Raw genomic sequence first — 24,171 nt, 5'->3', positions numbered from 1 at the left:
CGACCTTGAGAGACTTCATGTCGGTCGGGCGAAAGGGGGGACATGCCGTGACAACCCGATCAATCAAGTTCCCCATCGTCGGCATTGGAGCGTCCGCGGGTGGCATTCCCGCAATGGAAGGGTTTTTCAAGGGCATCACCGATCGGCCCGGCATGGCGTTCGTGATCATCACGCATCTCAGTCCCAAGCGCAACAGCCTGCTGCACGAGGTCATCGACCGCTACACCGACATGCCTGTCGTGGTGGTCGAGGACGGCGTGGCTGTTGAACCCGACCATGTCTATGTGATGCCGGAAAACGTCACTCTGGTCATCGAGAATGGCGTGCTGCACCTGCGGCGGCCCAATGGGCTTACCCAGGAGCGCAAACCCATCGACATCTTCTTCAGCGCACTCGCCGAAGACCAGGGTGAATACGCGGTCGGCGTCGTACTGTCGGGAGGTGATTCCGACGGAACCTTGGGTGCGAAGGCCATCAAGGAGCGGGGCGGGCTCACCGTGGCGCAAGCGCCGGACGGCTACGGTCCGCGCAATCCCGACATGCCGCAGAGCGCTATTGCCAGCGGGCTCATCGATGTTGCCGTGCCCGCCGAGGAGATTGGGGCGAAGCTCGAGGCTTACGCCCGCGGCTTCGACACGCTGGACGGGCTGACGAACGAAGAAGACGACCATACGGCCGACATAGATAAAGTCCGCGAACAGATATACGGCATTCTACGCAGCCACTCCGGCCACGACTTTTCAGGCTATAAAACCAAGACGTTCCTACGCCGGATCAAGCGGCGCATGCAGATCGCCCAGATTCAGTCCATCAGCGCCTATATCGACTGGCTGAAGAAGGACCCTCGCGAGGTGATGAACCTGTTTCGCGATCTCCTGATCAATGTCACTAACTTCTTTCGCGATCCCGATGCCTTCGAATTGCTGGAACGAAAGATCATCCCGAGGCTGTTCGAGGGCAAGACCGCGACCGACACGGTTAGGGTCTGGGTTCCCGGCTGCGCCACCGGCGAGGAGGTGTTCTCCATCGGCATCCTGCTGCGTGAACACATGGAAACGCTTTCTGCCGTTCCGCGCGTCCAGATATTCGCCACCGACATAGACGAGCCGGCCCTGGCGGTGGCGCGCGCCGCACGCTATCCCGAAGCCTTGATGCAGGGTCTTTCCCCGGAGCGCAAGCAGCGGTTTTTCAACGGCGATGGCGAGAGCTACGTCATCAGCAACGAGATCCGGGAACTGTGCATCTTCTCGCCGCATAGCGTCATCCGCGATCCGCCCTTTTCGCGCATGGATCTGGTTTCGTGCCGCAACCTGCTGATCTATTTCGGCCCGGCCATTCAAAGCCGCGTTCTTCCTGTCTTCCACTATTCGCTGAAGCCGGGTGGCTATCTTTTCCTCGGCACGTCCGAAAGCGTCGGGCAGCACGAAAATCTGTTTGCCACCGTCGACAAGAAACATCGCCTCTTCCAGGCACGGGAGCATGCCTCGCCACATATTAGGCTGCCGGCCCTTATTGGGGATGTCCCTTCCGGCGTCTTTCCCGCCGAAACCGCGGGCTTGAAGAAGGGCACGATCGGATATCCGCTGCGCCAAGCTGTCGAGGCGCAGGTGCTGGAGCGGTTCGCGCCGCCGCATGTCCTCGTCAACGCCGAAGGCGACGTCGTCTACTATTCGGCGAGGACCGGCAGATACCTCGAAGCGCCGCAAGGCATCCCCAGCCGGCAGTTGCTGACGATGGCGCGCCGCGGGCTTCGGTTGGACCTGCGCGCCGCATTGAGGGAGGCGACGACGACACGCCGCACTGTTGTGCGGGACAACCTCGCCGTCGAGGAAGACGACGAACGCGTCCAACCGATCAGGCTGACGATCGAACCGCTCGCCGAGAGGGGCAATGGTGAGCCGCTTTACCTTGTCCTCTTCGAGCCGTCTGGCCCGACCATGGCCCGGTCCGATGAGGACGATGGCAGCCGTGACAGCGACAGCACCGCCGATCTCGAGCGGGAACTGCGAGACACAAGAGAGCGTCTTCAATCCACCATAGAGGAATACGAGACGGCCCTCGAAGAGGTGAAATCGTCGAACGAGGAACTCGTCTCCGTCAACGAAGAGGCGCAATCCACCAACGAGGAGCTTGAAGCGTCCAAGGAAGAGATGCAGTCGCTGAACGAAGAACTCAACACGATCAACGCGGAGTTGACCAGCAAGATAGAAGAGCTCGATCACGCCAACAGCGATCTGCGCAATCTGTTCGAAAGCACCGACATCGCGACCATTTTTCTCGATCGCAGTCTTGTGGTGCGGACCTTCACGCCGGCGGCCTCATCCTTCTTCAGTCTGCGCCCCTCCGACGTCGGCCGGCCGCTGACGGATCTGTCGAGCCAACTCGACTATCCCGAGTTGAAGCAGCACATCGACAAGGTTTTCGAGACAGGCGAGATCCTGAACCACCATCTTGCGCGCGATTCCAGGGGTCTGTTTCACATGGTCCGAATCAATCCCTATCGGGACAAGGGCAACAGGATACAGGGGGTCGTGGTGACACTTGTCGACGTTACCACCCTGGCGCGGGCGGAAGAGCATCAGCAGGTGCTCATCTCGGAGCTCAACCATCGCGTCAAGAACATGCTGGCGGTGATCGCCAGCATCGCCAACCGGACGCGGGACAGTTCGGATACAAAGGAAGAGTTCGCGGAGGCCTTGATCGGCCGGCTGCATGCCATGTCCCGGGCCTACGGACTGCTGACCCGCGAGAGGTGGAAAGAAGCTTCGGTCAAGGAACTGCTCCACCAGGAACTCGAGCCGTTCGGCATCGAACGGATCGAACTCGATGGCGACGACGTAAGACTCGGCCCGCAGCAGGGACTTTCCCTCAGCATGGCCATCCATGAACTGGCAACCAATGCGGCCAAGTATGGCGCCCTGTCCAAGCCTCGAGGCAGGATCGGCGTCAGATGGGCGATGGATGGCGATAATTTCACGCTTGGCTGGCGCGAAAAGGACGGCCCTCCGGTCAAGGAGCCGTTGAACAACGGCTTCGGCCTGAACCTGTTGAAGGGGGAAATCGGCTACAGGCTCGGCGGCCAGGTCGACACCTCCTTCCGCAAGGACGGCCTCGATGTCCAGATCGCTTTTTCGGCAAACCACAAGGACGCGCCGTGAGCGACAGACCTCGCGTTCTGGTGGTGGAGGACGAGTGGCTGATCGCGGAGGACGTCGCGTCTGACTTGCGTGCAGCGGGCTATCCTGTGGTCGGGCCTGTTTCGTCCGTTGCCGCCGCACTTCGGCTGGTCGAGGCCGACAAGGTCGACATGGCATTGCTGGACGTTCAACTTAACGCCGAAACGAGCCTGCCGATCGCGGAGATATTGCTGGCTCGCGGCACTCCTTTCGCGTTCGTAACGGGATATGGGCGGGGCGATCTTCCCGCCCGGTTCCGAAACTGCAAATTCGTGGCAAAACCCGCAAGCGAAGCGGCTATCCTCACTGCCGTGGCCGACCTGGCGTCGCTTCGCGCCAAGAAGTCGTCATGATCTAAAGAGCCAGTCCGTCGCGATCAATCCAGCGGCTTGTCGGTGGGCCGGGGCGTGGTGCTCGCCTGGCGCGGCCGACCGGCATTTCGGTTGGCGACCGGATTGTCCAATGGAACGCTCGACGGACGCGACGCGCCCGAGGTCCTTGGCGTCAGCGGTTTTGCACCGGCATCCGTGTCGCTGGCATCCCTCCTTGGGTGCGGCAGGCCCTCGGCGTTCGGTGACCGGACGGCGGGTTTCGAGGCAGAATCTTCCTTGGCCATGATGGTTCCTTTCCTTGCACGAAACGATCTCAATCATCGGCAAGATTGAAAGTTCCGCGACCGCGACGGCACCGACGCCGTCAACGGGAGGGCACGAGCGAAGACGAAACGGTTCTCGTGCCGATGAACGGCTCACCCATGCGGCCGCATGACCACCTTGATGCAGCCGTCCTGCTTGTCGCGAAACGTCTTGTAGAGATCAGGCCCGGCTTCGAGGCCGGCCCTGTGCGTGATCACGAAGGACGGGTCGATCTCGCCGGTCTGGACCTTGGCCAAAAGCGGTTCGAGATACCGTTGCGTATGGGTCTGGCCCATACGGAACGTCAGGCCTTTGTTCATCGCGGCGCCAAAGGGGATATGATCGACGAGGCCGATATACACGCCGGGGATCGAAATGGTGCCGCCCTTGCGGCAACAGTAGATTGCTTCGCGCAGCACATGTGGCCTGTCGGTGCCGAGGAAGGCAGCNAGACGTGTGCTCTTCCGATCTACCGGCGCCGAGCATCCATGCGCTCTGGATGGCGAACTGGCCGACCGGACCGCAGCCCCAGATCGCGACCGTGTCGCCGGGCTCGATGCCGGCGTTCTCCGCTGCCATGTAGCCGGTCGGAAAGATGTCGGAAAGAAACAGCACCTGCTCGTCATCCATGCCTTCCGGCACCTTGATCGGGCCGACATCGGCGAATGGAACGCGCAGATATTCGGCCTGGCCGCCCCAATAGCCGCCGACCAGATGCGAATAGCCGAACAGGCCGGCCGGCGATTGTCCCATCACCTCCGCCGCTTGCTTGGCATTGGGATTGGACCGATCGCAAAGCGAGAACAGCCCCTTCTGGCAAAACCAGCACTCGCCGCACGAAATGTTGAACGGCACCACGATGCGGTCGCCCTTCTTGAACTTGGAATGGCCACGGCCGACCTCCACGACCTCTCCCATGGTCTCGTGTCCAAGCACGTCGCCCGATTCCATGGTCGGCATGTAGCCGTCCATCAGATGCAGGTCCGAGCCGCAAATGGCGCAGCAGGTGACCTTGATGATGACGTCACGGTCATCCTCGATGGACGGATCCTGCACCTGATCGCAGCGTATATCGCCTTTGCCGTGCCATGTGAGGGCTTTCATCGTGTTGCTCCTGCGTTGACTATTTTGAGGTGTCGGCAAATTCATCGTTCAGCCGAAGTGGGCTGCCACCGACGATTATCTTGCGATACTCACAAAGGGCCTGCGTTCGCGGACAGGAAGAGATCAGTCTCTGGACGCCGAACCCGGCTCGGCCATTTTGCGGTGCTGTTCGGCCAGCGTGCCTGCCGGGGTGATATGCGCGGCGGCGACCTGCAACTTGTTCTTCCAGCCGCTGATCACTTGTTCCTCTCCCGCCATCATCGCCTCATAGCCGGTTTTGGCGACGTCGGCCGGATTGTCCTTCTCATCGGTGCCGACCTTTGTATCCATCATTTCGGCGCGTTCGAAGAACCGCGTCTGCGTCGCCCCCGGCATCAGCACCGTGACTGTGACGCCGGTGTCCTGCATCTCATGGCGCAGTGCGATCGAGAAGGAATCGATGAACGCCTTGGTGCCGTTGTAGACCGCCTGGAAAGTGCCGGGCATGAAGCCGGCAATCGATCCGGTGAACAGAATTCGGCCACGGCCGCGGCGAGCCATCCTGGCGCCGAGTTCATGCGCGAGGTAGACCGTGCCGGTAATGTTGGTGTCGATGACCCGGCGAACTTTCTGCCAATCCTGGTCGAGAAAGCCGTCGCCGAGTCCGCGTCCGGCGTTCAGGAACAGAAGGTCGATGTCGCGATCGCCGATCTGCATGATGAGTTGATCGACGCCCTCGACGGATGCCAGATCTGCCTCGATGGCTTCAACAGTCACATTATGCGAAGCCAGAGCCTCGGCCGCCTGTTGGACCGCGGGCTCGTCGGCGGCTATGATCAGGTTATAGCCGTCCTTGGCGCATAGTTTGGCAAGTTCCTTGCCGATGCCGCTCGATGCGCCCGTCACCACGGCCAGCTTTGCATTGGTCATCATGTCCTCCGAAAACCGTTCTGGCCGAACCAGCGGGGTCCCTGATTGTTCCGCGTGGACCAGATCGAAATGCTGGCTGCCGGAGGACCATGCCAGTCGACTCCCTTGGCGCGTTCAGGCGCGAACGACTCGGGGACGGCGAAGTGGAACAACTGAGGTCGATCCATGTTCGGTGTCGTGCGGCGTCGTCGCTCCCCTAGTTTGACGCCGCGCGATCGGGTTCCCCTCAGCCTGATCAGCCCGCGCGCTCCCCTGCCGGGAGGCGCGGGCTTTCTCACGAGCTTGGCGGTCATGTCTTGAGTTCATCTGGGAACAACCCACACACTCGGCAGTTCGGCCGCAGGAGAAACGAAATGCGATATGCCGATGAAATCGCGCTCAGGCGCGTGAAGATGCTGGTCGAACAATATGTATCCGCCAGAAGCAGGAGATATGATTTCGTCTCGACCGAGCTGGCGTGCAAGGCCATTCGTCAGGTGGTTCGCAGCCCCATCGACGATAGCGAGCTGGATAATTTGCTGGCTAAAAGTGCCGTCAAACAAGGGCTTTCCATCCGGTTCGACCGGATAGGATCCTTGCAGGCTGCTTCACCCGAACTCATCCAGGAAAAGTCGGCATGAAAGCGATGTGGTTGATTTGGTCGGCGTCGGCGTTGCTCGTTTTGGCGGCGTGCAACAACAATGCCGACCCCGTCAAATCCAAGACGGATACGATGAACAGCCAGCCGGTCGACAAGAATCCAACCACGGATACCAATCCGACACCGCAGTCCAGTACCGGCGGGGACCAGCAAGGCACGCAGCCGAGGCAACCGGCATTACCGAAGCCGTCTGGTGGTTAGGGGCAGCGTTGTTGCTTGTCGGGTTGTAACGCCGGCGAGAGTCGTAAGTCGCGCATGAGCCGACAGCAAAGCGACGCCGCGTCTGGTTTCGACAGATCGGCAACGGCAGATTTCATGACGCTNGTCGCGCATGAGCCGACAGCAAAGCGACGCCGCGTCTGGTTTCGACAGATCGGCAACGGCAGATTTCATGACGCTCTTGCGAATGCGAATTTCAAACCTCGCGCTTCTTGACCTTCCGGAGCCCGCGAAGCGCGCGGCGCTGGCGCGACCCGGCCGCGCTCGATCCCTTAAGTTGCCACGCTGCTGGGGCGACGGCCGGTGCCCGGCCTCGGTGCCACCTGGCTGTGGAACTATTTTCGTCATTGGCTGTTCGGCAGGCTAAGGGAGCCGCAGGATGGAACGACGCAACGCACTACTCTCGCTGGTGATAGCCGGGGTCATAATTGTCGGTTTCCTGATCGGCTTTCTCTACGTCGATATGGGGTGGCGCACCTCGCCCCTGAAACGAGCGCCTGAACAGAACCAGGGCGGCAACGCTCCGGCCGACACCTCACCGGCCGCGGGAGTCAAGAAAGACCCCAAGGAAAATACCGAGATGCCGGGGCAGCAGTGATTCACCGCTCGCCAACAGCCGCAACTTGGTCAACAGTCCCGCCGTCCTTCATATCACAGCCGAGGGCGTTGTCTGTCATCCACCGTGTTGTGTCTGACGCTTCTTCTGCTCCCGGTCTGGTTGGCCGCTGGTTTTTCCCACTGGCTCTGGCTCGCGCTTCGCATATCGAACCGACGACAGGAGCTTGCGTGCTTCTCGGAACATCTCCGCTGGACTGACCTTTATCAGGATGGAGAGCAAAAGCTATGGAGCTTGGTGATGGGTATACTTTCCGATCTGGACAAGAAGCTGACGGACAACATGTATGAACATGGCAGCGAGCTCACCGACGCAGTTGCGGACCTGCCGCGGCCCGTCGTTGAAACCGTCGACCGGCTGATGGTTTTCATTCAGCCCGAAGCGCGCGAGACAGTGAGAAAACAGGTTCTTGGCCTGGTCCACGAATACAGGATCGAGAACCCTACAGACCCAATAGAGCAGGATTGAACTAGCCGTTCTGGTCGATCGCGTGGGGCGCGGGCTGGCTGCCGCCATCGTTGCTCGGTCTATGGCTGCCGAACCACAACCAAGCCGCAATGACGACGACTGCCACGATGGCTATCCAGACTATCAGACGAGGCATTGCGGAATCCTCTGTGCCAGCAGCCCATCACGTCGACGATCAGGACGGGTCGCCACTTTCCCCCCTGTTCCAATCCCACAATCGATGCTTTGTTCCGCTTGAATTGGTTCTGTCGTGGCCTGCGGGCCACTGTCGCTGGTCCTCATGTCCCGCGGTCGGCGCCTGTCCGAGCGGTGGCGTTTGATTGACGGGCAAACCGGGCGCTCTAGATCAATTCACGCCGACCGCGACTTCCATCGGCTCGGGGAGACCAGTCTCGTGGCGCATCAAACGCCGGCTTTGACCTTTAGTGGCCCTTATCCCAGGCTGAGTTGTTTGTGCGTGCTGTTGCTCACGGGCGTCTTGGCGGGATGCTCGTCTTCCGACCAGATCAAGCAGCAATCACAAACGGTGGCCTCCGCGGCACAGACCGTATCGATGGTGCTCGATGCCTGGATGGATGGGGCGGCGCCGTTCGCATACACATCCGGCACGCTGCGGTCGACCGGCAAGACCCTGGCCGACGCCGAGGCACAAATCCGATCGGCCGGGACGGCCGAACCCGCCGAGCAATCTGCTTTGGCGGCAGCGGTCAAGCATCTGTCGGCCGCGGTGGCTCGCGCCGAGGCGGGATTGCAGGCGGACAGTCGAGCGGAGGTCCAAAACGCAAGGCAGGATCTTCGGCAGGGCTCGCGCACGCTTGCCACCGCCTATGCCAGATATTTCGCGCCGAAGCCATGAAGAAGCTCGTGGAAATATCGCTCGGCGTGGTGACCAGCGTTGGCGGCTTCCTCGAAGTCGGATCGATGGCGACGGCGGCCCAAGCGGGCGCAACCTTCGGTTTCCAGTTGATCTGGGCCGTGGTCCTCGGCACCATCTGCATCATCTTTCTGGTGGAAATGGCCGGCCGGTTCGCCGCGGTGAGCCATCACACGATCTGCGACGGCATTCGCGAGAGATTTGGTTTCAACGTCTTTGTGTGGCCGTTGCTTGCCACCTTGCTGCTCAGTCTCATGGTGCTCTCCGCCGAGATCGGCGGCGTTGCCATCGCACTCGAACTTGCCTCGGGCATAGGCTTCCAGTGGTGGGCTCTGCCGGTGGCTTTTCTGGCATGGCTGCTGCTCTGGAAAGGCACGTTCGGTTTCATCGAGAAAGGCGTGTCGATGCTGGGCCTGGTGACGTTGTGTTTCGTGGTCGCGGCCGTGATGCTGAAACCCGATTGGACGGCGGTCGCGGCTGGCGCGGTACCTTCGCTGCCAGCCCACGATACCGCCAATTACTGGTTCATGGCGGTCAGCATTCTCGGCGCCTCGATATCGCCCTACCTGTTCATGTTCTATTCCTCGGGGGCTATCGAGGACCAGTGGGACAAGAGCTATCTCGGCGCCAATCGGGCCATAGCGGGACTGGGGATGACCTTCGGCGGCACCATTTCGATCGGCGTGTTGATCGTGGCCGCTCTCGTGCTGGCGACGCACGGCATCAACCAGGTCGACGACTATCACCAAATGCCGTTGATGCTGATCCCGGTATTCGGCTTCTGGGGTTTCATCCTGTTCGTAGCCTCTCTCGCCATTGCCTGCTTTGGCGCTGCACTCGAAGTCGCGCTGCAACAGGCTTACCTCGTGGCGCAAGGTTTCGGCTGGACCTGGGGCGAGGACCGCAAGCCGCGCGACGATCCAGGCTTCAGCGCCGTGTATACGGTATCCCTGTTGCTTGCGGCCCTCCCGATCATGCTTGGTGTCGATCCGTTGAGGCTCACCATATTTTCCATGGCGCTGACGGCAGCCAGCCTGCCGTTGACGGTGGTTCCATTCCTGTTTCTGCTGAACGACGAACGCTACGTCGGTGAGCATCGCAACGGCATTCTCTCGAATGCCGCGGTCATCTTCATCATCGCGCTCGGCTTTGTGCTGGCCGTGGTGACGATCCCGCTGCAGATATTCGGAGGCACCTGATGGAGTTGCTGCGTGATCTCCTGGACAAGCAGGTGGTCGACCGCCGCCAGGTCAAAATCGGCAAGGTCGACGGGTTGGTGGCCGAATTGCGCCAGGGCAAGCCCCCAAGGATCGTCGCGATCGAACTCGGCTCCATCACTTTGGCGCGTCGCCTTGGCACATGGCCGGGACGATGGATGGCGCAACTCGCGGCAAAGCTGGGTGGTAAGCGCCATGGCGAGCCGCATCGGATCGCCTGGCACAAGGTGAAGGATATCGGCGTCGACATCGAGTTCGATATCGATGTGCGTCGGACCACGATCTTCGCCTGGCAGGACTGGTTGCGCGATCATGTCATCGGACGCATTCCGGGAGCTTGATGATGACCATCGTCAATCTCGAACATCTGGCTGGGCGACGCGTGCTTTCGCAGCGGGGCAAGAGCATCGGCTATATCGAGGAAATCCGCGCCGAACCCGATGGCGACGATTTCGTCGTTACCGAATTCCATGTCGGCGTCTACGCTGCTTTCGAGCGTCTTTCGGCCTCGGCCATAGGCGTGGCCGTGCTCGATCTTTTTAGGCTCCGCCGTCGCGGCGGCCTATACCGCATCCCCTGGGACAAGCTCGACATCTCTAATCCTGCGCGGCCGCGCCTGCTGTGCCCGATGACCGAACTTCCCGGTATGAAGAGCGCACCCGATCTTCCCGAATAGGCCGTCGCCGCGCTTCCTCGCAGACCTTGTCACCGTCACCGTAGCATGCTCGCCGCCAGAAAAACCGCGGCCGCTACCAAAACGACGGCTGCAACGACCAACAGCGGCCAGTTGCTGCGAGGCCGCGGTTCCGGCTCGCCTTCGACCGGCCGCATCGCGTTGGCGAAGCTGGCTTCATTTTCGAATTTCGGCCGGCGGGAACGTGGCGGCTCTGTTGGGGGCGGATTTTGTGTGTCCGCCGCCTCGGCATCGGTCTCCATCGGAGCAACGGCAGGATCGAAGCCCGGCGTTTTGTCCTGCGTCTCTCCCGACTGGATCTCGCCTCTGGCAGAGACCGGTGTAGGAATTGACATCTTGGCACTGACCTCTCGTTCGAACCAGGCTCTGCCAAATCAGCGGCTGCGGTGCACATGGGCCCAAGGGCTAAATTTGATCGCCGAGCAGAATCCTGGCGTCCTTGGCCGCGACGATGAACGCCTGCCGTGCAACCCTTGGAGGCTTTTCGCCACGCATGACCGCAAGGCAGGCCTTGATGGCCGCAAGACGCCTTTCCGACGTCGGCTTCGGCCAGTCCCGCAGCAGCACTTCGGCGGCATCCGACACAGAGACCACAACCCTGTCGCGGTCTATGCGGCCAGGTTGAATGACGATCGGCTTTCTGAAATGGCCTGTGCGCACCCGCCCCTCCAAGACCTTCCCCTGTTGCTCCACGAAGCCCTTCCGCGGACGGCCTCTAACGCCGCGACGGTCGATTTGTTCCAGTGCACCTGGCGTTGGAATTTGGAATAACGACGCCTGAGCCACTCGTCTCCACCATGGTTTTCTGGCTCTGCCGGGGTCTGGTGCATGGGGCTTGGAGAGCGGAACAAAGCGCATCTTGGCTTGTTAGGACGCAGCGCAAATTCGCTCACTGACAAGGACAAAGCCAATGAAAACACGACACCTTCTCGCATCCCTCGCGGTTGCTTCCACGGTTCTCGCAATGCCTGCCTTCGCGGCCGACAGCGCCCAGGATTTTGTCGACAAGGCTGCCGTCGGCGGCAAGTTTGAAGTGGACTCGAGTCAGATTGCCTTGGGCAAGGCCCAGGACCAGCGCGTCAAGGATTTTGCCCAGATGATGATCCGGGACCACGGCGCCGCCAACGCCAAGCTGCAAGCGGTCGCCGGTGAACAAAAACTGAAGGTGCCCTCAGCGCTCGATGCTCAGCATCAGGGCGATCTGGATAAGCTCAAGAACGGGCAGGGGCCGATTGATCCGGCCTATGTCGACGCGCAGCGCAAGGCGCATGACGAAGCCGTCAAGCTGTTCGAGGATTATGCAAGCGGGGGTGACAACGCCGCGCTCAAGACTTTTGCCCAGCAAACGGTCGGCACGCTGAAGATGCACCAGCAGGCGATCGAAAAGATCGCCGCCGGGCAAGATTCCATTACGGGAGCGACAACGCCGGCGGTGAAGACCGACAACACTGCCAACGCCGCCGCTCTTGTCCCCGGCGCAAACAGCTTCACCGAATCCCAGGCCAAGAGCCGGATCGAGAATGCGGGATATTCGAACGTATCGAAGCTGACCAAGGACGATCAGGGCATCTGGCGTGGCCAAGCGGCCAAGGGAGGCGAAAACCTAAACGTCGGGCTCGACTACCAGGGCAACATCGTTGCCGCAAGCAAGTGAGCGTGGATCAGGAGAAATCACATGAAGACGGTAACTGGACTGTTCGACAATTATGACGATGCGGCCGATGCGGTCGGCGAGCTTGAGGCGACGGGAGTCCCACATTCCAATATCAGCATCGTGGCCAACAACTCGGATGACTGGTACGACACAAATCGTTCGGAGGCCGCTGAAGACGCTGGCAGCGGTGCCGGAATCGGAGCCGTGATCGGCGGCGCCGGGGGCTTGCTCACGGGACTGGGCGTCATGGCCATTCCGGGTGTTGGCCCGGTGGTCGCGGCCGGATGGCTCGCCGCCACCGCCGCCGGCGCGGTTGCCGGCGCCGTGGCTGGTGGAGCGGCCGGCGGCATCATCGGCGGTCTGACGGAGTCGGGGGTGCCCGAGCGCGATGCACACGTCTATGCGGAAGGTGTACGCCGCGGCGGTACCTTGGTGACGGCTAGGGTTGAGGACCAACTTGTGCCGAATGCCGAGGAGATTTTGGGGCAATCCCGATCGGTGGACCTGGCCGAACGCCGCAGATCGTACGAGGCCGATGGCTGGACCGGCTTCGATGCCAATGCTGGCGAATACGTGCCGGGCGAGATCGATCGCGACGGCGGACGCGCAATCAATCGACCCTGAAAGCGCTCACGTTCCTCTGACTGGCACGCAGCGACGAGATCGCGGAAATCGATCTTGCCGCGCTATGCCGGGGCGCTTTGCGGCGTTTAAGCACCATCGAACCCATCTCGAGGGTATCGGGTTGGGTTCGATCGCATTTGAGGCCATATTCCCTGCGGAATCTCCGCCGCTCAGAACGGATCGCTCCGTGACCAACCGGACACCCCGCCCGCAAGGCGGAACCATGGAGGGGTCGACGTTGTTGTCCCAGCGGCCGACTTGTCGGTTGGCGGGCTAGGAGCAATCATTGATGACCACGGATCGATCACGCGAAAACGTTCTGGTTTCGCTCCCGTTGATCAATGCAAAGGCGGCGCCGACCCTTAAGCACGCCGGGGCGGAAGTTTTCTACATGGAAGCGATCCGCGAACTCACCGCCACGGACATTCCCTTTCTGGTTGCTGGAACCTATGCGGTAAGCGCCTATACCGGCGTCACTCGCCAGACCAAGGATCTCGATATCTTCTGCAAGGCCGGTGACTACGCGCGGATCCTCGCCCATTTCAAGGAGCTTGGATATGCCGTCGAAATCGAGGACGACCGGTGGCTTGGCAAGGTGTTCAAGGGCAGGCATTTCTTCGACGTCATCTTCGGATCGGCCAACGGCATGATGCCTGTCGGCGATCGATGGCTGGAACATGCCCGACAGATCGAGTTGCTGGGCAGCCGTGTGCGGATCATCGGACCGACCGAACTCATCTGGTCCAAATGCTTCATTCAAGACAGGGGCCGGCACGACGGCGCCGATATCGCCCACACGATCCTCAAGGCACACGACCAGATAGATTGGCACCGGCTGCTTTCCTATCTGGAGGTTCATTGGGAGGTCCTGCTGATGCAGCTCATCAACTTCAGATGGATTTACCCAAGCGAGCGCGATCACATCCCGGCATGGCTCCTCGATGAACTGCTCGACCGCCTCGCAAAGCAACGGCAATTGCCGTCCCCCAGGATGAAGATCTGCCGCGGGCGGCTGCTGTCGCAATCCGACTACGAGATTGATGTCAAGGAATGGGGCTTCGCCGGCGTCGGAGGTGTGGGGGATTTTCGTGATGCCTGACCGCCTGGAGAACGTCGCGCCGAAGGATAGCGCACGGACACTTAAAGTTGCCGCCATGGGGGATCTGCATGTCAGGGAAGATCCCCGAACCTCGTATCGCGATCTCTTCGGCGAGATATCCAGGGAAGCCGAGATTCTCGTCCTGACGGGAGATCTCACCAATCTCGGCAAGCCTCGTGAGGCGGAGATGCTCGCCGAGGACCTGCGTAACTGCTCGATCCCGGTAGTGGCGGTGCTCGGCAATCACGACTACGAATCCGGCGCGGTGGACGACGTCGCAAACATCCTGCGCCAGGCGCATGTTCACCTTCTCGACGGCCATGCGGTCGAAATCGAGGAGGTCGGCTTCGTCGGCGTGAAAGGGTTCGTTGGCGGCTTCGGATCGCGCATGCTCGGCTCCTTCGGCGAACCCACGATCAAGGCGATGGTCTCGGAAAGTGTCAACGAGGCGATGCGCCTCGAAAACGCGATGCGCCAGGTACGGGCGAAGCGGACGCTCGTGGTCCTCCACTACGCGCCGATCGCTGAAACCGTCGAGGGTGAACCGCTGGAGATATTTCCGTTTCTTGGCTCTTCACGCCTTGCCGAGACGATCGATCGGTTCAAGGTCAGCGCGGTCGTGCACGGTCACGCGCATCGCGGCTCCTACGAAGGCCACACGCCTGGGGGCGCCAAGGTCTACAACGTCGCCATGCACGTGGCCAAACCGAACGGTCGCCCCTATGCCTTGCTGGAACTCTGACGCCACGGCATCGTGCGAGCATTCAGTTTGAAGGCTCCGCCAGGAAGTGGCGGCGCAGTAGTGCGAGCTGACCACGGTTGTTTGCCGGCGATATCATTTTGGAGTTCGTCGCCAGTGGCGAATTCGTCAAACCTCCGTCTTGTCGAAGCTCCGCCGGGCGATAATTCTTCAGAAGGCGTGGGTGCTTCTCCCTCTCAGACAGGAGCCGACCATGAAACATCAGACACTCGACCAGCTCCAAACCGTCGCCAGGATTGAGCCGCTGGCGCCGTTTTCGGTAATGACACGTAATGAACGCATCGCGCGTTGGGCTGAACTTCTCGAGCAAAATCCCGAACGATGCCTCGGTGCGCTAACCGGCACGGAACATTTGCGTCCCGAAGCACGCGCCATCGCACGTGGGGAAGGATCGGCACTCGCGGTTGCCTTCGAAGACCCGATCTTGCGTGCATCGGGTCTGGGGGACGACACATATGGCGAGGCAAAGCGCTTCTTCGAATTGAGCGACTGGCAACTCCACGACATTGTCTGTGATTGCCACGTCGGTGCCACCATGAAAGCACGATGGGCCGCGGCTCGGGTCCGTGCAACGATCAGCGGGAACAGGCTCTTTGCATTCTTGAGGCGGTGCTTGATGCGGTGAGACCAGCGGGAGGTCGTTGCATGTCCGCGACGACCTCCTACACCGCCCAATGCGCAAGCTATCGCCGATCGTCCTCGCGGTAGAGCTGGTCGGTAGCGCGGTCGCTTTCCCTGCGTTCAACCGGACCACGGTTACGGTGGGTTACCAGGACATAGGCGATCAGTATGATCAGCAGCGCTGGCCCGCCGGCGACGACGATTAGCCACATGATACCGTCAGACATTGGAAATCTCCTTTCCTCCACAACCGGCAAGGAGACGATCCGTTCCGCTTGGATCGCGGCGCTGACCGGCGATCGGTTCCCGTCATCCAGGGGGTCCAGACGCCCCGCTATTGCCACAGGCCGATCGCCACCACCGCCATGATCAGGTATCTTGGCTGGACGATGCGACATCGGGGTAGGGAAGATATTGGATCTGGCAAGCCAGCGAGCCGAGGGAAATTCCATCGGCTTCGGCAAGGAAGGTCGCCAGTTCGTTGTTTTGGCGGCCCGATTTTATGAAATCCGCGGTCACCGCCTCGGCGTCGCCTTTGATATTGGCCGCATCGACACCATGGCTTTCCCACAGTGCTCTATAGTGGCGGATCAAGGTCGAGTCATCGGCTGGAGAGCCCGCGCGAATAGTGTAGATCATGGCCTTGCAACGCCCACGGATCTGGGCCGTTCCCACGCCGACACAACGGGCCAATATTTGAGGCTCGACTGAGCGGGAGAGCCTTGGCGCTCGTGCGGGTGGCGATGGCGCAATCTACCTGAAAGTTCCGTCAGTCCGCAGTCTTGCCCAAAGTGTCGGCGACGACCGCGCCGCGCTCACCCATGGGAACCGCAGGGCCTGTGGTCGAGTCACAGGCTGTCTGATGTTCCATTTCCGCGTTGATGGCGGCGCCGGCGATCAGGATGATGACTGAAATCCATGTCCACATCATCAGGCCGACCACGGCACCGAGCGAGCCGTATGTCGCGTTATAGTTGGCAAAATGCTGGAGGTAGAACGAGAACAGCCACGACGCGATGATCCATGCCGCGGTTGCCGCAAGCGCTCCCCAGCTCAACCATCGCCATTTCGCATGTTCCCGACTTGGCCCGAAACGGTAGAGCAAGGAAATGCCGGTCAGGATCGACACCACCAGGATGGGCCATCGGGATACCGCAACCACGGTTTCTGTCCAGGCATCAAGGTAGAAAAAGCGCAACAGCGCCGGAACAACACCCACCGTAAGCAGCAGCACGATGCCGATGAGCAGGGCTCCGGCCGTGAACAGGATCGACATCAGATTGAGGACAAGGAACGAGCGTTTCTCACGCTCTTCGTAGGCGATGTTCATCGCGTCGAAGAGTGCCTTCATGCCGCTGTTGGCGCTCCAGAGGGCGATTGTCAGCCCAATGAAAAAGCCTGTGCCGAGAGCGCCTGCTTTCTGGCGGGCCAAGGCCTGCAGCTGATCGCGGATGAGATCGAGCCCACCCTGCGGTAACAATCCCTGGAGGTAAGCGACATCGTCGGCGACCGTGACCGGGTCCGCGACGAAGCCATAGATCGAGATGAAGGCCGCCAGGGCGGGAAACAAGGCGAGCAGGAGATAGAAGGTCGCGCCGGCAGCCACCAGCAGAACCCGGTCCTTGTTGAACTCTTCCCAAAGTCGCCAGAAGATGTCCTTCCACCCCAGCCCAGTGATTTGAGATGGCCATGTGGCGTCGCGCCCCCGGCTTCCTGGCTCCCGCCCTGCTGGGGCATTGCCGTCCTTGGTTGTCGAGGCCGCGCGGCTGGCTGCTTCCTCATCGATCAGCGAGGGCTGCTTGTCGTTCGGCGGAGAACCTCGTTGTGGTTTCAAAGCCATTACCGGGTTCGAGGATGTCCAAAGCGTGGCTGACAACGCGGGACAAAGACACCCGTTCCCGCCGTGCGGCCGATCATGATTTTCCTCCTTACCTGCATCTTTTGCGGCCGAGCGGCGTTTGAAATTGGTCAAGTGAACGGGTGTGTCCGATGAGAACGACAACCAGGGATAAGCTCAGGCGCGAAGCGGCGTTGTCCGAGGACGCCGACCTGATCGTCAATCGAACAGCCCACTTCATTGGGGATTGGATCGAAGAACATGTCGTTGACAAGTCTATCCCTATGTCCGGCATCGATGTCGCGGAGGAACTCGCAAGTCAGTGCGTCGCGGATGCGCAAGACGAGGGGATCGCGGCGCAGGACATCCAGGATGAGGTGGGCGATCTTACTGAATACATCGCGGAAACAATCGATGAAGGGAACGGCTCCCCCTTGGAAGGCGTGGCCACGGTGGCAACCAGAATCGCGGAACCTCGTTTGTCGAGTGTCAGCCCGAGGAGATGGCGATGACGAGGTTCCTGTCCTTTCTGGTCCTGGCAACGGGTCTTGCGCTCACCGCATGTGACAACAGCACCGAGCCGACGAAGGCCAACACCGACACCGTCACCAAGAACCCGCCGGTCGACCAGGACGCCAGACCGAAGTCGACGACCGGTGGCGATCAGCCAACTGCCCCGGCGACCAAATGAACCCGATTTCCTATTGCGATACGCCGCTGCTGCGTGCGTGGCTGGCCTGAACGATGAGGCTCCGGTGATTTCCCCGGCGCGGCTAGGCTGATGACTGCACAAGCCAGGATTTACGGGGGGACCGGAACCTCAATCCACTGCTGCGCATTTCGACTTCACGCTTGGAAGACAAATGTCATCCAACCATCAAGACGCTGGCCAAGGAGAATTCAGATGCAAGGTTCAGAAGCGATTTCCAGGCGCCCTATCGGCGGCATGAGCATAGAACCATTCCTCGGCACGGTGACGGTCCGGTTCTCCGACGCGATAGTCGCCGCAAGCGACCGTGCGAAAATTCTTCGGGAGGAGGGCCATGAGCCGGTATTCTATATCCCCTTCGAGGATATCTATTTCGACCTCTTCGAGAAGACCAACACCACCAGCGAATGCCCGTTGAAGGGAACAGCGAGCTATTGGCGCGTTCATGCTGTCGGCGGCTCGGCCGATGACTTCATGTGGGCATATGAGACGCCGGATACCGCGGCCCTGGCCATCGCGCGTCATGGCGCCTTCGATCCGAAAAAGGCACGTATTGACGTCGATCCCAAGGAGGACAAGCGGCACACTCCACATGTCATGGAGTAGGATGCCGCCTCGACCTTCGTTCTTCTTGCTTGTCGCGGCAAGTCGCCGCCGCCGGGATCAGCGGCAGCGGTGCGAGTCCGAGCCTTCCCCACATCGATCCACTCTCTAGAAGCCTCGTTGCGGCCGCTTCGATCGGTTTTAGCCGCGCCTCACCGACCCGCGGGAGCAAATCACCCTTTCGCGATCAGGCAGGGGTTTTGTCGCGCTGCATTCGGAACAATGCCCGGAGTAAAAGGTTAGCGGCGAAACCAGTCAGGAGCGGAGCCATGTCCGAAACCCTCGTCTCAAAGCCAATTGGCCTCAGCCGGAGACGTTTCATGACGGGCACGGTTTCGGCCGCTGCGGTCGCACCGCTCCTGCCTCCTAAGGCCAAGGCGGATGAAGTGGCCGCGCCCCGTTCCAAGCTCCGGGAGCCGGTCGTCACCTCGCTTCGTATCAACAGGCAGGCTTACGAGCTTTCGCTCGACACTAGGACCAGCCTGCTCGACGCCTTGCGTGACCACGTTGGGCTGACCGGGACGAAAAAAGGCTGCGACCATGGGCAATGCGGCGCATGCACCGTGCTCGTCGACGGAAAACGGGTCCTCTCCTGCCTGAGCTTCGCGGTGATGATGCAGGGCAAGGATGTGACGACCGTGGAGGGGCTCGCCTCGCGCGACGGCGCCCTGCATCCGATGCAGCAGGCCTTTATCGACCATGACGCCTTCCAGTGCGGCTATTGCACGCCGGGCCAGATTCTGTCGGCCATAGGCTGCGTCAACGAAGGCCACGCCGGTTCCGAGGCCGATATCCGGGAATATATGAGCGGCAACATCTGCCGGTGCGCCGCATACCCCAACATCGTGGCGGCGATCGTGCAGGCTCGCGACGAAACCGGGAGAGCCTGACATGCGTCCTTTCGTTCTCGAGCAACCGGCCAACATCCCGGCGGCTGTCGCCCTCGCTTCGAATTTTGCCGCGCCGGATCGGCCGCCGACCCAGTCAGACATGCAATTCATCGCTGGCGGCACCAATCTAGCCGACTACATGAAGCTCGACGTTGCCCAACCGAGCCGCCTCCTCGATCTCAATCGTCTCTCCGAGCCGGCGCTTCGGCAAATCCGCGTCACCGCCGAAGGGGTTCGTTTCGGGGCGCTGGTGCGGATGGGCGAGGCGGCTGACGATAAAGACGTCAGGCTTCATTATCCGGTCATTGCCGACAGCCTCAGGCTGGCAGCCAGCGGTCAACTCCGCAACATGGCCAGCCTTGCCGGCAACGTGCTGCAACGGACGCGGTGCGAGTATTTCAGGGAGATCTCATGGGCCTGCAACAAGCGCCAGCCGGGTTCGGGCTGCGCGGCAATGGACGGTTTCAATAGGCAACACGCGGTGCTGGGCGTCAGTGACGCCTGCATCGCCACCTATCATGGTGATTTCGCCCAGGCACTGATTGCCCTTGACGCCAACCTCCATGTCGAGGGTTCGCGTGGCGCGCGCGAAATCCGGTTCGCCGACCTGCATCGCTTGCCCGGCGATACCCCTCATGTCGAGACCGGTCTCGCTGCTGACGAGATCATCACTGCCATCGACGTGCCCGCGGGTCCTTGGACCCGGCGTTCCCGCTACCTTAAGGTCCGTGACCGCGAATCCTATGCCTTCGCCCTGGCTTCCGCGGCGGTCGCTCTCGACCTCGACGGCAACAACGTTCGCGAGGCACGCATAGCACTTGGCGGCGTCGCCACGGTGCCGTGGCGGGCGAGGGAAGCGGAAGCGGTCCTGCACGGCAAGATACTGGATGAGGCAACGGCGCGGGCGGCCGCGGAGACGGCTTTCGCCGATGCCAGGCCGCGCGACCACAACGCGTTCAAGATCGAGCTTGGCAAAAGGACGCTGGTGCGGGCGCTCCTCGAAACCCGTGACATGAAGGTGTGATCATGAACGCAGCCGCTCCGCAGCCCAAGGAGAACATGGGTGCCCCGCTGCCGCGCATCGACGGGCGGCTGAAGGTGACCGGTCAGGCGACTTATCCGGCGGACCTCCCGGCGGCCAACGTCGCCTATGGCGCGCTGGCCACCAGCAGTATCGCCAGGGGCAGGGTGACGGCACTTCACCTGGACAATGCCCGAGCGGTGCCGGGCGTGCTCGACATCGTGACCTATGGCGACATGGACGCGGTGGACAAGCCGAAATTCGGCAACACCGCCGCCGCCTCGATCGCGCCCCTGCATGACCGGAAGGTCTTCCACGACGGGCAGATCATTGCCTTGGTGGTCGCCGAGACCTTCGAGGCGGCGGAGGAAGCTGCGCTGCTGATCCGCGCCGACTACGCCGAGGAGAAACCGAGTGCGGGCTTCGACAGCCCTGGAGCAACGACCGTTGCCGCCGCGGGCAAAAGCCCGATGTTCAAGGAAGACGTCAAGTCTGGCGATTTCGACGCCGCCTATGCCGCTGCTCCGGTCAGGATCGATGCACGCTATTCGACACCGACGCAGCACCACAACCCGATCGAACTGTTTTCGACGACGGCAATGTGGCAGGGCGATCAACTCACCATCCATGAGCCTTCCCAGAACGTCACCGGCTGGAAGGCCGAACTTGCCAGGCAGTTGAAGATCGATCCGGCAAAGGTGCGCATCGTCAGCCCATACATCGGCGGCGCATTCGGCTCGAAGGGGCCGATGACGGCCCGCACGGCGATCGTCGCGGTCGCTGCAAGGCGTCTCGGCCGGCCGGTGCGTTGCGTGGTGAGCCGCATGCAGGCGTTTGGTACCCAGACCTATCGCGCCGAGACCAGACACCGGATCCGAATGGGCGCCGACAAGGACGGCCGCATAACAGCTTTCGCGCATGAGGGCTGGGAGGTGACATCGCGACCCGATCCCTACGTGGTCGGGGGAACGTCGGCGACCGGCCGTATGTATGATTACGGCGCGGTGCTTACGCGGGTGTCGCTGGTCCAGGCGGACCGCAACACGCCCGGCTACATGCGTTCGCCTCCCGAAACGCCTTACGTCTATGCGCTGGAGAATGCCATGGACGAGATGGCGGTGGCGCTGGCCATGGACCCGGTGGAGTTCCGAAGGGTGAACGAGCCAAAAGCCGAACCGATCGGGAGAAAGCCGTTCTCGAGCCGCTCGCTGATGCAATGCTACGACCAGGCGGCGGACGCATTCGGCTGGGCGAAGCGGGACGCCAAGGTCGGATCGATGCACGACGGCGACTGGTTGATCGGCATGGGTTGCGCGACGGCGATCTATCCGACCTCATCGGCTCCCTGCGCTGCGCGCGTGTGGCTGACCGTCGACGGCGATGTACGTGTCCAGAGCGGCTCGCATGAAATCGGCACCGGGGTGCGCACGGTCGCCGGCCAGATGGCAGCAGAGCGCCTCGGGGTCGCCATGGACAGGGTCAGCGTCGAGATGGGCGACAGCACCTTGCCTCCGGCGCCCGTGTCGGGAGGGTCTATCTCCACCGCAAGCGTCTGTTCGGCGGTACTCAAGGCCTGCGACGCGATCAGGACGAAGCTGTTTGCCGCGGCGATCGGCGAAGGTGGTCCGCTTGCCGGCGCCCACAATGAGGAACTGGATATCCTCGATGGCAAAATCATTGCCAAGGGCGGCGCTTCGGCAAAGGTCGAGGACGTCTTGAAAACCATGCGGGTGGGGGCGATCGAGGAGTATGCCGAGTATGCGCCCAAGGGGGCGAGCCCCGAAGCGCTCAAGAAGCTCTATGCCGGCCAGCCGGAGTTTCACGGCGGCGAGCAGGACGAGGATTCGGTGAAATATGCATTCGGCGCGGAATTCGTCGAAGTTCGCATCAATCGCCTTACCAGGGAAATCCGCGTGCCGCGCATTGTCGGGGCCTTTGCCGCCGGCTGCATCATGAACACGCGCACGGCGCGCAGCCAACTGATGGGCGGAATGATCTGGGGCATCGGCCAGGCGCTGCATGAGGCGACCGAGGTAGACAGCCGCTATGCGCGATACGTCAATCGAGATCTGCAGGACTACCTCGTGCCGGTCAACGCCGACATCAAGGATCTCCAAGTGATCCTGATTCCGGAGATTGACCGAGAGGTCAATCCGGCAGGCGTGAAGGGCCTCGGAGAACTGGGCAATGTCGGCACGGCGGCCGCCGTTGCGAGCGCGGTATACCATGCGACTGGCAAACGAATCCGCGATCTTCCCATCAGGATCGAGCAGCTTATCGCCTGATCGGGCTTACCCATGGGCGGTCTGATTCACGAATTATTACGTGAGGGAACGTCCGGGCCGCCAGCGTCTTTCGTCCCGTAGGCGGGTGGTCGTCTCGCACAACTCAATGGAGATGAAGATGCCCAATCAAGGCGGTAGCCACGAACAACACGTGAAAGCAGGCCAGCAAAGCCATAAGAAACATGGACGATAAGAACCGACGTCAGCGGCAGGAAGCCGGTGACAATCAGCGCCAACAAGGCGGCGACAGCGTCGGCACGACGCGTGGCGGAACCCATGAACAGATGTGAGAGCTGGCGAGCAAGCTCCGTGCCCGTCCCGAGCGCTGGGGACGGGCTCCGGAGTGATAGTGCTGCGCCAGAGTCGACGCCGCATGCTTAAGCCGAAAGAGAGACAGATTTGATGCCCGATCCGAGAGAACCCGACCCTAACCGCGACGTACCCATGCCGGCTCCCAATTGGAAGCCCAAGCCGATCGGCGAACCGGAGCCGGAAGGATTGCCCGACGAGGCGCCGTTGCCCAATCCTGACGAGAACGAAGAGCCCCCGATGCATGCGGTCGGCTGAGCGGAATCCGCCCTTCGTTTGGTCACTCCTCGTCGAAGCGGCCGCCTTCCCTTGAAGGATCGCGTGAGAGCACCGCTTCCTCGACATCGTCGGGCAATGCCTCGTCGCTTTCCTGGTAGGGGTTGTCGTCATCTTCCTCGGGCAATTCGCCGTCGGCCTCGTCTTCCACCTCGACGTCATCCGGAAGGATTCTCGCGCCTGCGAGCGCGTCCCAATCCTGCTGCTCTACCGTGGGACCTTCAGTCTCCGTCGGGTCTTCGTTCTGAACTGCGGGTTGCTCTCTTTTGCGGGGGGCCATCGTCGTTCTCCGAAATCCGGGGAGTTTGCCCCGGATCGCCTGAAGCGCCGGGGCAACAGCTCGCCAGCTAGGCGGCCTGTTCCAGGGCACGTTCGTTGACACCGCCCTCGCCAAGGCTGGAAAGTGCCTCGTCGGTCGCCGTCTCCTCCTCGAGGGTCTCGTTAAGGAGTTTGACCACGTCGCTCTTGCCGAGCTGTTCGGCCCAGGCGATCAGCGTCCCGTAGCGCGCGATCTCGTAGTGTTCGACGGCCTGCGCCGCCCCGACCAGCCCAGCATCCAGCGCCGGGTCGCCCTTATATTCCTGGAGGATTTCCGAACCCTCCTCGATGATGCCGTCGATGGCCGGACAGGTTTTGCCCCGGGCCGGCTTGTCGAGGAGTTCGAAGATTTGTTCGAGGCGGTCGACCTGGCCCTCGGTCTCCTGCAGGTGTTTCTCGAATGCTGCCGAAACATCTTCGGATTCGGCGCCTTTTGCCATTTTCGGCAGTGCCTTCAGGATTTTCTTCTCGGCGTAGTAGATGTCCTTCAGCCCGTCGAGGAACAGGGCTTCAAGGCCTTTCGTTGCCGCTTTCTTCGCAGTCGCCATGATTTTTTATCTCCAATTGTCGTGAAGCCCACCAGCGGTGTAGCTGGAGCACAACTTGCTGTGAG

The 24,171-nt window shown here is 61.4% G+C and carries 32 protein-coding genes and 1 pseudogene; 22 read left to right on the top strand and 11 right to left on the bottom strand.

Going from position 1 to position 24,171, the window contains the following annotated elements; translation table 11 throughout:
• Positions 1-17: 17 nt before the first annotated feature.
• Positions 18-3,158, top strand: a complete 3,141-nt coding sequence (locus X739_RS152305) for a CheR family methyltransferase (RefSeq protein ID WP_051410589.1) — start codon at positions 18-20, stop codon at positions 3,156-3,158.
• Positions 3,155-3,529, top strand: a complete 375-nt coding sequence (locus X739_RS152310) for a response regulator (RefSeq protein WP_023771262.1) — start codon at positions 3,155-3,157, stop codon at positions 3,527-3,529. Before X739_RS152305 ends, X739_RS152310 begins: the two co-directional genes overlap by 4 nt.
• A 23-nt stretch (positions 3,530-3,552) precedes the next feature.
• Here the strand turns inward: X739_RS152310 and X739_RS152315 are convergent, their stop codons facing one another.
• From X739_RS152315 to X739_RS152320, 3 genes and pseudogenes are all read right to left on the bottom strand, one after another.
• Positions 3,553-3,792 (bottom strand): hypothetical protein, encoded by a 240-nt coding sequence (locus X739_RS152315; RefSeq protein ID WP_023771261.1) that lies wholly within the window; start codon positions 3,790-3,792, stop codon positions 3,553-3,555.
• A gap of 132 nt (positions 3,793-3,924) precedes the next feature.
• A pseudogene (locus X739_RS01000000166095) lies at positions 3,925-4,915 on the bottom strand (zinc-dependent alcohol dehydrogenase).
• A 123-nt stretch (positions 4,916-5,038) separates the two neighbouring features.
• Complete coding sequence (locus X739_RS152320; RefSeq protein WP_031252035.1) at positions 5,039-5,824, bottom strand: SDR family NAD(P)-dependent oxidoreductase; 786 nt, start codon at positions 5,822-5,824, stop codon at positions 5,039-5,041.
• Positions 5,825-6,177: 353 nt separating this feature from the next.
• On the opposite strand from X739_RS152320, the gene X739_RS152325 reads away from it, so the two are divergent.
• From X739_RS152325 to X739_RS152340, 4 genes are all read left to right on the top strand, one after another.
• Positions 6,178-6,444: a hypothetical protein gene (locus X739_RS152325; RefSeq protein WP_023794701.1), complete on the top strand. Its 267-nt coding sequence runs from the start codon at positions 6,178-6,180 to the stop codon at positions 6,442-6,444.
• Positions 6,441-6,665 (top strand): hypothetical protein, encoded by a 225-nt coding sequence (locus tag X739_RS152330; RefSeq protein WP_023771257.1) that lies wholly within the window; start codon positions 6,441-6,443, stop codon positions 6,663-6,665. Before X739_RS152325 ends, X739_RS152330 begins: the two co-directional genes overlap by 4 nt.
• Before the next feature lie 397 nt (positions 6,666-7,062).
• On the top strand, positions 7,063-7,281 hold the full coding sequence (locus X739_RS152335; RefSeq protein ID WP_023794700.1) for a hypothetical protein: 219 nt from the start codon (positions 7,063-7,065) through the stop codon (positions 7,279-7,281).
• A gap of 258 nt (positions 7,282-7,539) precedes the next feature.
• The gene (locus X739_RS152340) at positions 7,540-7,767 is read left to right on the top strand and encodes a hypothetical protein (RefSeq protein ID WP_023794699.1); all 228 of its coding nucleotides are present in this window, start codon (positions 7,540-7,542) and stop codon (positions 7,765-7,767) included.
• Position 7,768: 1 nt separating this feature from the next.
• Here the strand turns inward: X739_RS152340 and X739_RS1000000171170 are convergent, their stop codons facing one another.
• Entirely contained in the window at positions 7,769-7,903 is a 135-nt protein-coding gene (locus X739_RS1000000171170) for a hypothetical protein (protein WP_023771254.1), read from the bottom strand.
• 417 nt (positions 7,904-8,320) lie between these two features.
• Here X739_RS1000000171170 and X739_RS152345 point away from each other — a divergent pair, with 417 nt between their 5' ends.
• Genes X739_RS152345 through X739_RS152360 form a run of 4 tightly spaced genes read left to right on the top strand, consistent with a single transcriptional unit; the run spans position 8,321 to position 10,534 of the window.
• Positions 8,321-8,623: a hypothetical protein gene (locus tag X739_RS152345; RefSeq protein ID WP_245273845.1), complete on the top strand. Its 303-nt coding sequence runs from the start codon at positions 8,321-8,323 to the stop codon at positions 8,621-8,623.
• The gene (locus X739_RS152350) at positions 8,620-9,840 is read left to right on the top strand and encodes a divalent metal cation transporter (RefSeq protein ID WP_023771252.1); all 1,221 of its coding nucleotides are present in this window, start codon (positions 8,620-8,622) and stop codon (positions 9,838-9,840) included. The genes X739_RS152345 and X739_RS152350 overlap by 4 nt, the downstream gene beginning before the upstream one ends.
• A complete protein-coding gene (locus X739_RS152355) occupies positions 9,840-10,199 on the top strand; it encodes a hypothetical protein (RefSeq protein WP_015319130.1) in 360 nt (119 codons plus the stop codon). Before X739_RS152350 ends, X739_RS152355 begins: the two co-directional genes overlap by 1 nt.
• A 2-nt stretch (positions 10,200-10,201) precedes the next feature.
• Complete coding sequence (locus X739_RS152360) at positions 10,202-10,534, top strand: hypothetical protein (RefSeq protein ID WP_023782363.1); 333 nt, start codon at positions 10,202-10,204, stop codon at positions 10,532-10,534.
• A gap of 35 nt (positions 10,535-10,569) precedes the next feature.
• Here the strand turns inward: X739_RS152360 and X739_RS1000000170525 are convergent, their stop codons facing one another.
• Together X739_RS1000000170525 and X739_RS152370 are read right to left on the bottom strand one after the other, a co-directional pair.
• Positions 10,570-10,887, bottom strand: a complete 318-nt coding sequence (locus X739_RS1000000170525) for a hypothetical protein (RefSeq protein WP_023771250.1) — start codon at positions 10,885-10,887, stop codon at positions 10,570-10,572.
• Between the two features lie 70 nt (positions 10,888-10,957).
• On the bottom strand, positions 10,958-11,338 hold the full coding sequence (locus X739_RS152370) for a DUF982 domain-containing protein (RefSeq protein WP_245273844.1): 381 nt from the start codon (positions 11,336-11,338) through the stop codon (positions 10,958-10,960).
• Between the two features lie 124 nt (positions 11,339-11,462).
• Between X739_RS152370 and X739_RS152375 the strand changes: the two genes are divergently transcribed.
• The 5 genes from X739_RS152375 (at position 11,463) to X739_RS152395 (ending at position 15,314) form a co-directional block, all read left to right on the top strand.
• Complete coding sequence (locus X739_RS152375; protein WP_023794697.1) at positions 11,463-12,206, top strand: DUF4142 domain-containing protein; 744 nt, start codon at positions 11,463-11,465, stop codon at positions 12,204-12,206.
• 21 nt (positions 12,207-12,227) lie between these two features.
• Positions 12,228-12,830 carry a general stress protein gene (locus X739_RS152380; RefSeq protein ID WP_023771247.1) on the top strand — a complete coding sequence of 201 codons (603 nt, stop codon included), beginning with the start codon at positions 12,228-12,230 and terminating at the stop codon, positions 12,828-12,830.
• A 289-nt stretch (positions 12,831-13,119) separates the two neighbouring features.
• Positions 13,120-13,929, top strand: coding sequence for a nucleotidyltransferase family protein (locus X739_RS152385; protein ID WP_023771246.1), 810 nt, complete (start codon positions 13,120-13,122; stop codon positions 13,927-13,929).
• Positions 13,922-14,671, top strand: coding sequence for a metallophosphoesterase (locus X739_RS152390; RefSeq protein WP_023771245.1), 750 nt, complete (start codon positions 13,922-13,924; stop codon positions 14,669-14,671). The genes X739_RS152385 and X739_RS152390 overlap by 8 nt, the downstream gene beginning before the upstream one ends.
• 211 nt (positions 14,672-14,882) lie before the next feature.
• Entirely contained in the window at positions 14,883-15,314 is a 432-nt protein-coding gene (locus X739_RS152395) for a hypothetical protein (protein WP_023771244.1), read from the top strand.
• 58 nt (positions 15,315-15,372) lie between these two features.
• Here the strand turns inward: X739_RS152395 and X739_RS1000000169955 are convergent, their stop codons facing one another.
• The 3 genes from X739_RS1000000169955 to X739_RS152405 form a co-directional block, all read right to left on the bottom strand.
• On the bottom strand, positions 15,373-15,537 hold the full coding sequence (locus tag X739_RS1000000169955) for a hypothetical protein (RefSeq protein ID WP_023794696.1): 165 nt from the start codon (positions 15,535-15,537) through the stop codon (positions 15,373-15,375).
• Between the two features lie 142 nt (positions 15,538-15,679).
• Positions 15,680-15,985: a hypothetical protein gene (locus X739_RS152400; protein WP_156939357.1), complete on the bottom strand. Its 306-nt coding sequence runs from the start codon at positions 15,983-15,985 to the stop codon at positions 15,680-15,682.
• A 94-nt stretch (positions 15,986-16,079) separates the two neighbouring features.
• Positions 16,080-17,150, bottom strand: a complete 1,071-nt coding sequence (locus X739_RS152405; protein WP_023771241.1) for a YihY/virulence factor BrkB family protein — start codon at positions 17,148-17,150, stop codon at positions 16,080-16,082.
• 149 nt (positions 17,151-17,299) lie between these two features.
• On the opposite strand from X739_RS152405, the gene X739_RS152410 reads away from it, so the two are divergent.
• From X739_RS152410 to X739_RS1000000167960, 7 genes are all read left to right on the top strand, one after another.
• Positions 17,300-17,659, top strand: coding sequence for a DUF768 domain-containing protein (locus X739_RS152410; RefSeq protein ID WP_023771240.1), 360 nt, complete (start codon positions 17,300-17,302; stop codon positions 17,657-17,659).
• Positions 17,656-17,838, top strand: coding sequence for an immunogenic protein (bcsp31-1) (locus X739_RS152415; protein ID WP_023794695.1), 183 nt, complete (start codon positions 17,656-17,658; stop codon positions 17,836-17,838). Before X739_RS152410 ends, X739_RS152415 begins: the two co-directional genes overlap by 4 nt.
• A 213-nt stretch (positions 17,839-18,051) precedes the next feature.
• Positions 18,052-18,462 carry a DUF427 domain-containing protein gene (locus X739_RS152420; protein WP_023771238.1) on the top strand — a complete coding sequence of 137 codons (411 nt, stop codon included), beginning with the start codon at positions 18,052-18,054 and terminating at the stop codon, positions 18,460-18,462.
• A gap of 266 nt (positions 18,463-18,728) precedes the next feature.
• Entirely contained in the window at positions 18,729-19,349 is a 621-nt protein-coding gene (locus tag X739_RS152425) for a (2Fe-2S)-binding protein (RefSeq protein WP_023782360.1), read from the top strand.
• Between the two features lies 1 nt (position 19,350).
• Positions 19,351-20,373, top strand: coding sequence for a xanthine dehydrogenase family protein subunit M (locus X739_RS152430; RefSeq protein WP_023794694.1), 1,023 nt, complete (start codon positions 19,351-19,353; stop codon positions 20,371-20,373).
• A 2-nt stretch (positions 20,374-20,375) separates the two neighbouring features.
• Positions 20,376-22,655, top strand: a complete 2,280-nt coding sequence (locus X739_RS152435; protein ID WP_023794693.1) for a xanthine dehydrogenase family protein molybdopterin-binding subunit — start codon at positions 20,376-20,378, stop codon at positions 22,653-22,655.
• Positions 22,656-23,057: 402 nt separating this feature from the next.
• Complete coding sequence (locus X739_RS1000000167960; RefSeq protein ID WP_015319110.1) at positions 23,058-23,222, top strand: hypothetical protein; 165 nt, start codon at positions 23,058-23,060, stop codon at positions 23,220-23,222.
• Between the two features lie 22 nt (positions 23,223-23,244).
• Here X739_RS1000000167960 and X739_RS152440 read toward each other — a convergent pair whose 3' ends face one another.
• Together X739_RS152440 and X739_RS152445 are read right to left on the bottom strand one after the other, a co-directional pair.
• Positions 23,245-23,520, bottom strand: coding sequence for a hypothetical protein (locus X739_RS152440; protein ID WP_023782357.1), 276 nt, complete (start codon positions 23,518-23,520; stop codon positions 23,245-23,247).
• A gap of 67 nt (positions 23,521-23,587) precedes the next feature.
• Positions 23,588-24,106, bottom strand: coding sequence for a ferritin-like domain-containing protein (locus X739_RS152445; RefSeq protein ID WP_015319108.1), 519 nt, complete (start codon positions 24,104-24,106; stop codon positions 23,588-23,590).
• Positions 24,107-24,171 lie beyond the last annotated feature (65 nt).

Origin of the sequence: Mesorhizobium sp. LNHC209A00 (assembly GCF_000502915.1) — a bacterium.
GTDB lineage: Bacteria > Pseudomonadota > Alphaproteobacteria > Rhizobiales > Rhizobiaceae > Mesorhizobium.
This window is presented reverse-complemented; position numbering and strand designations above follow the sequence as displayed.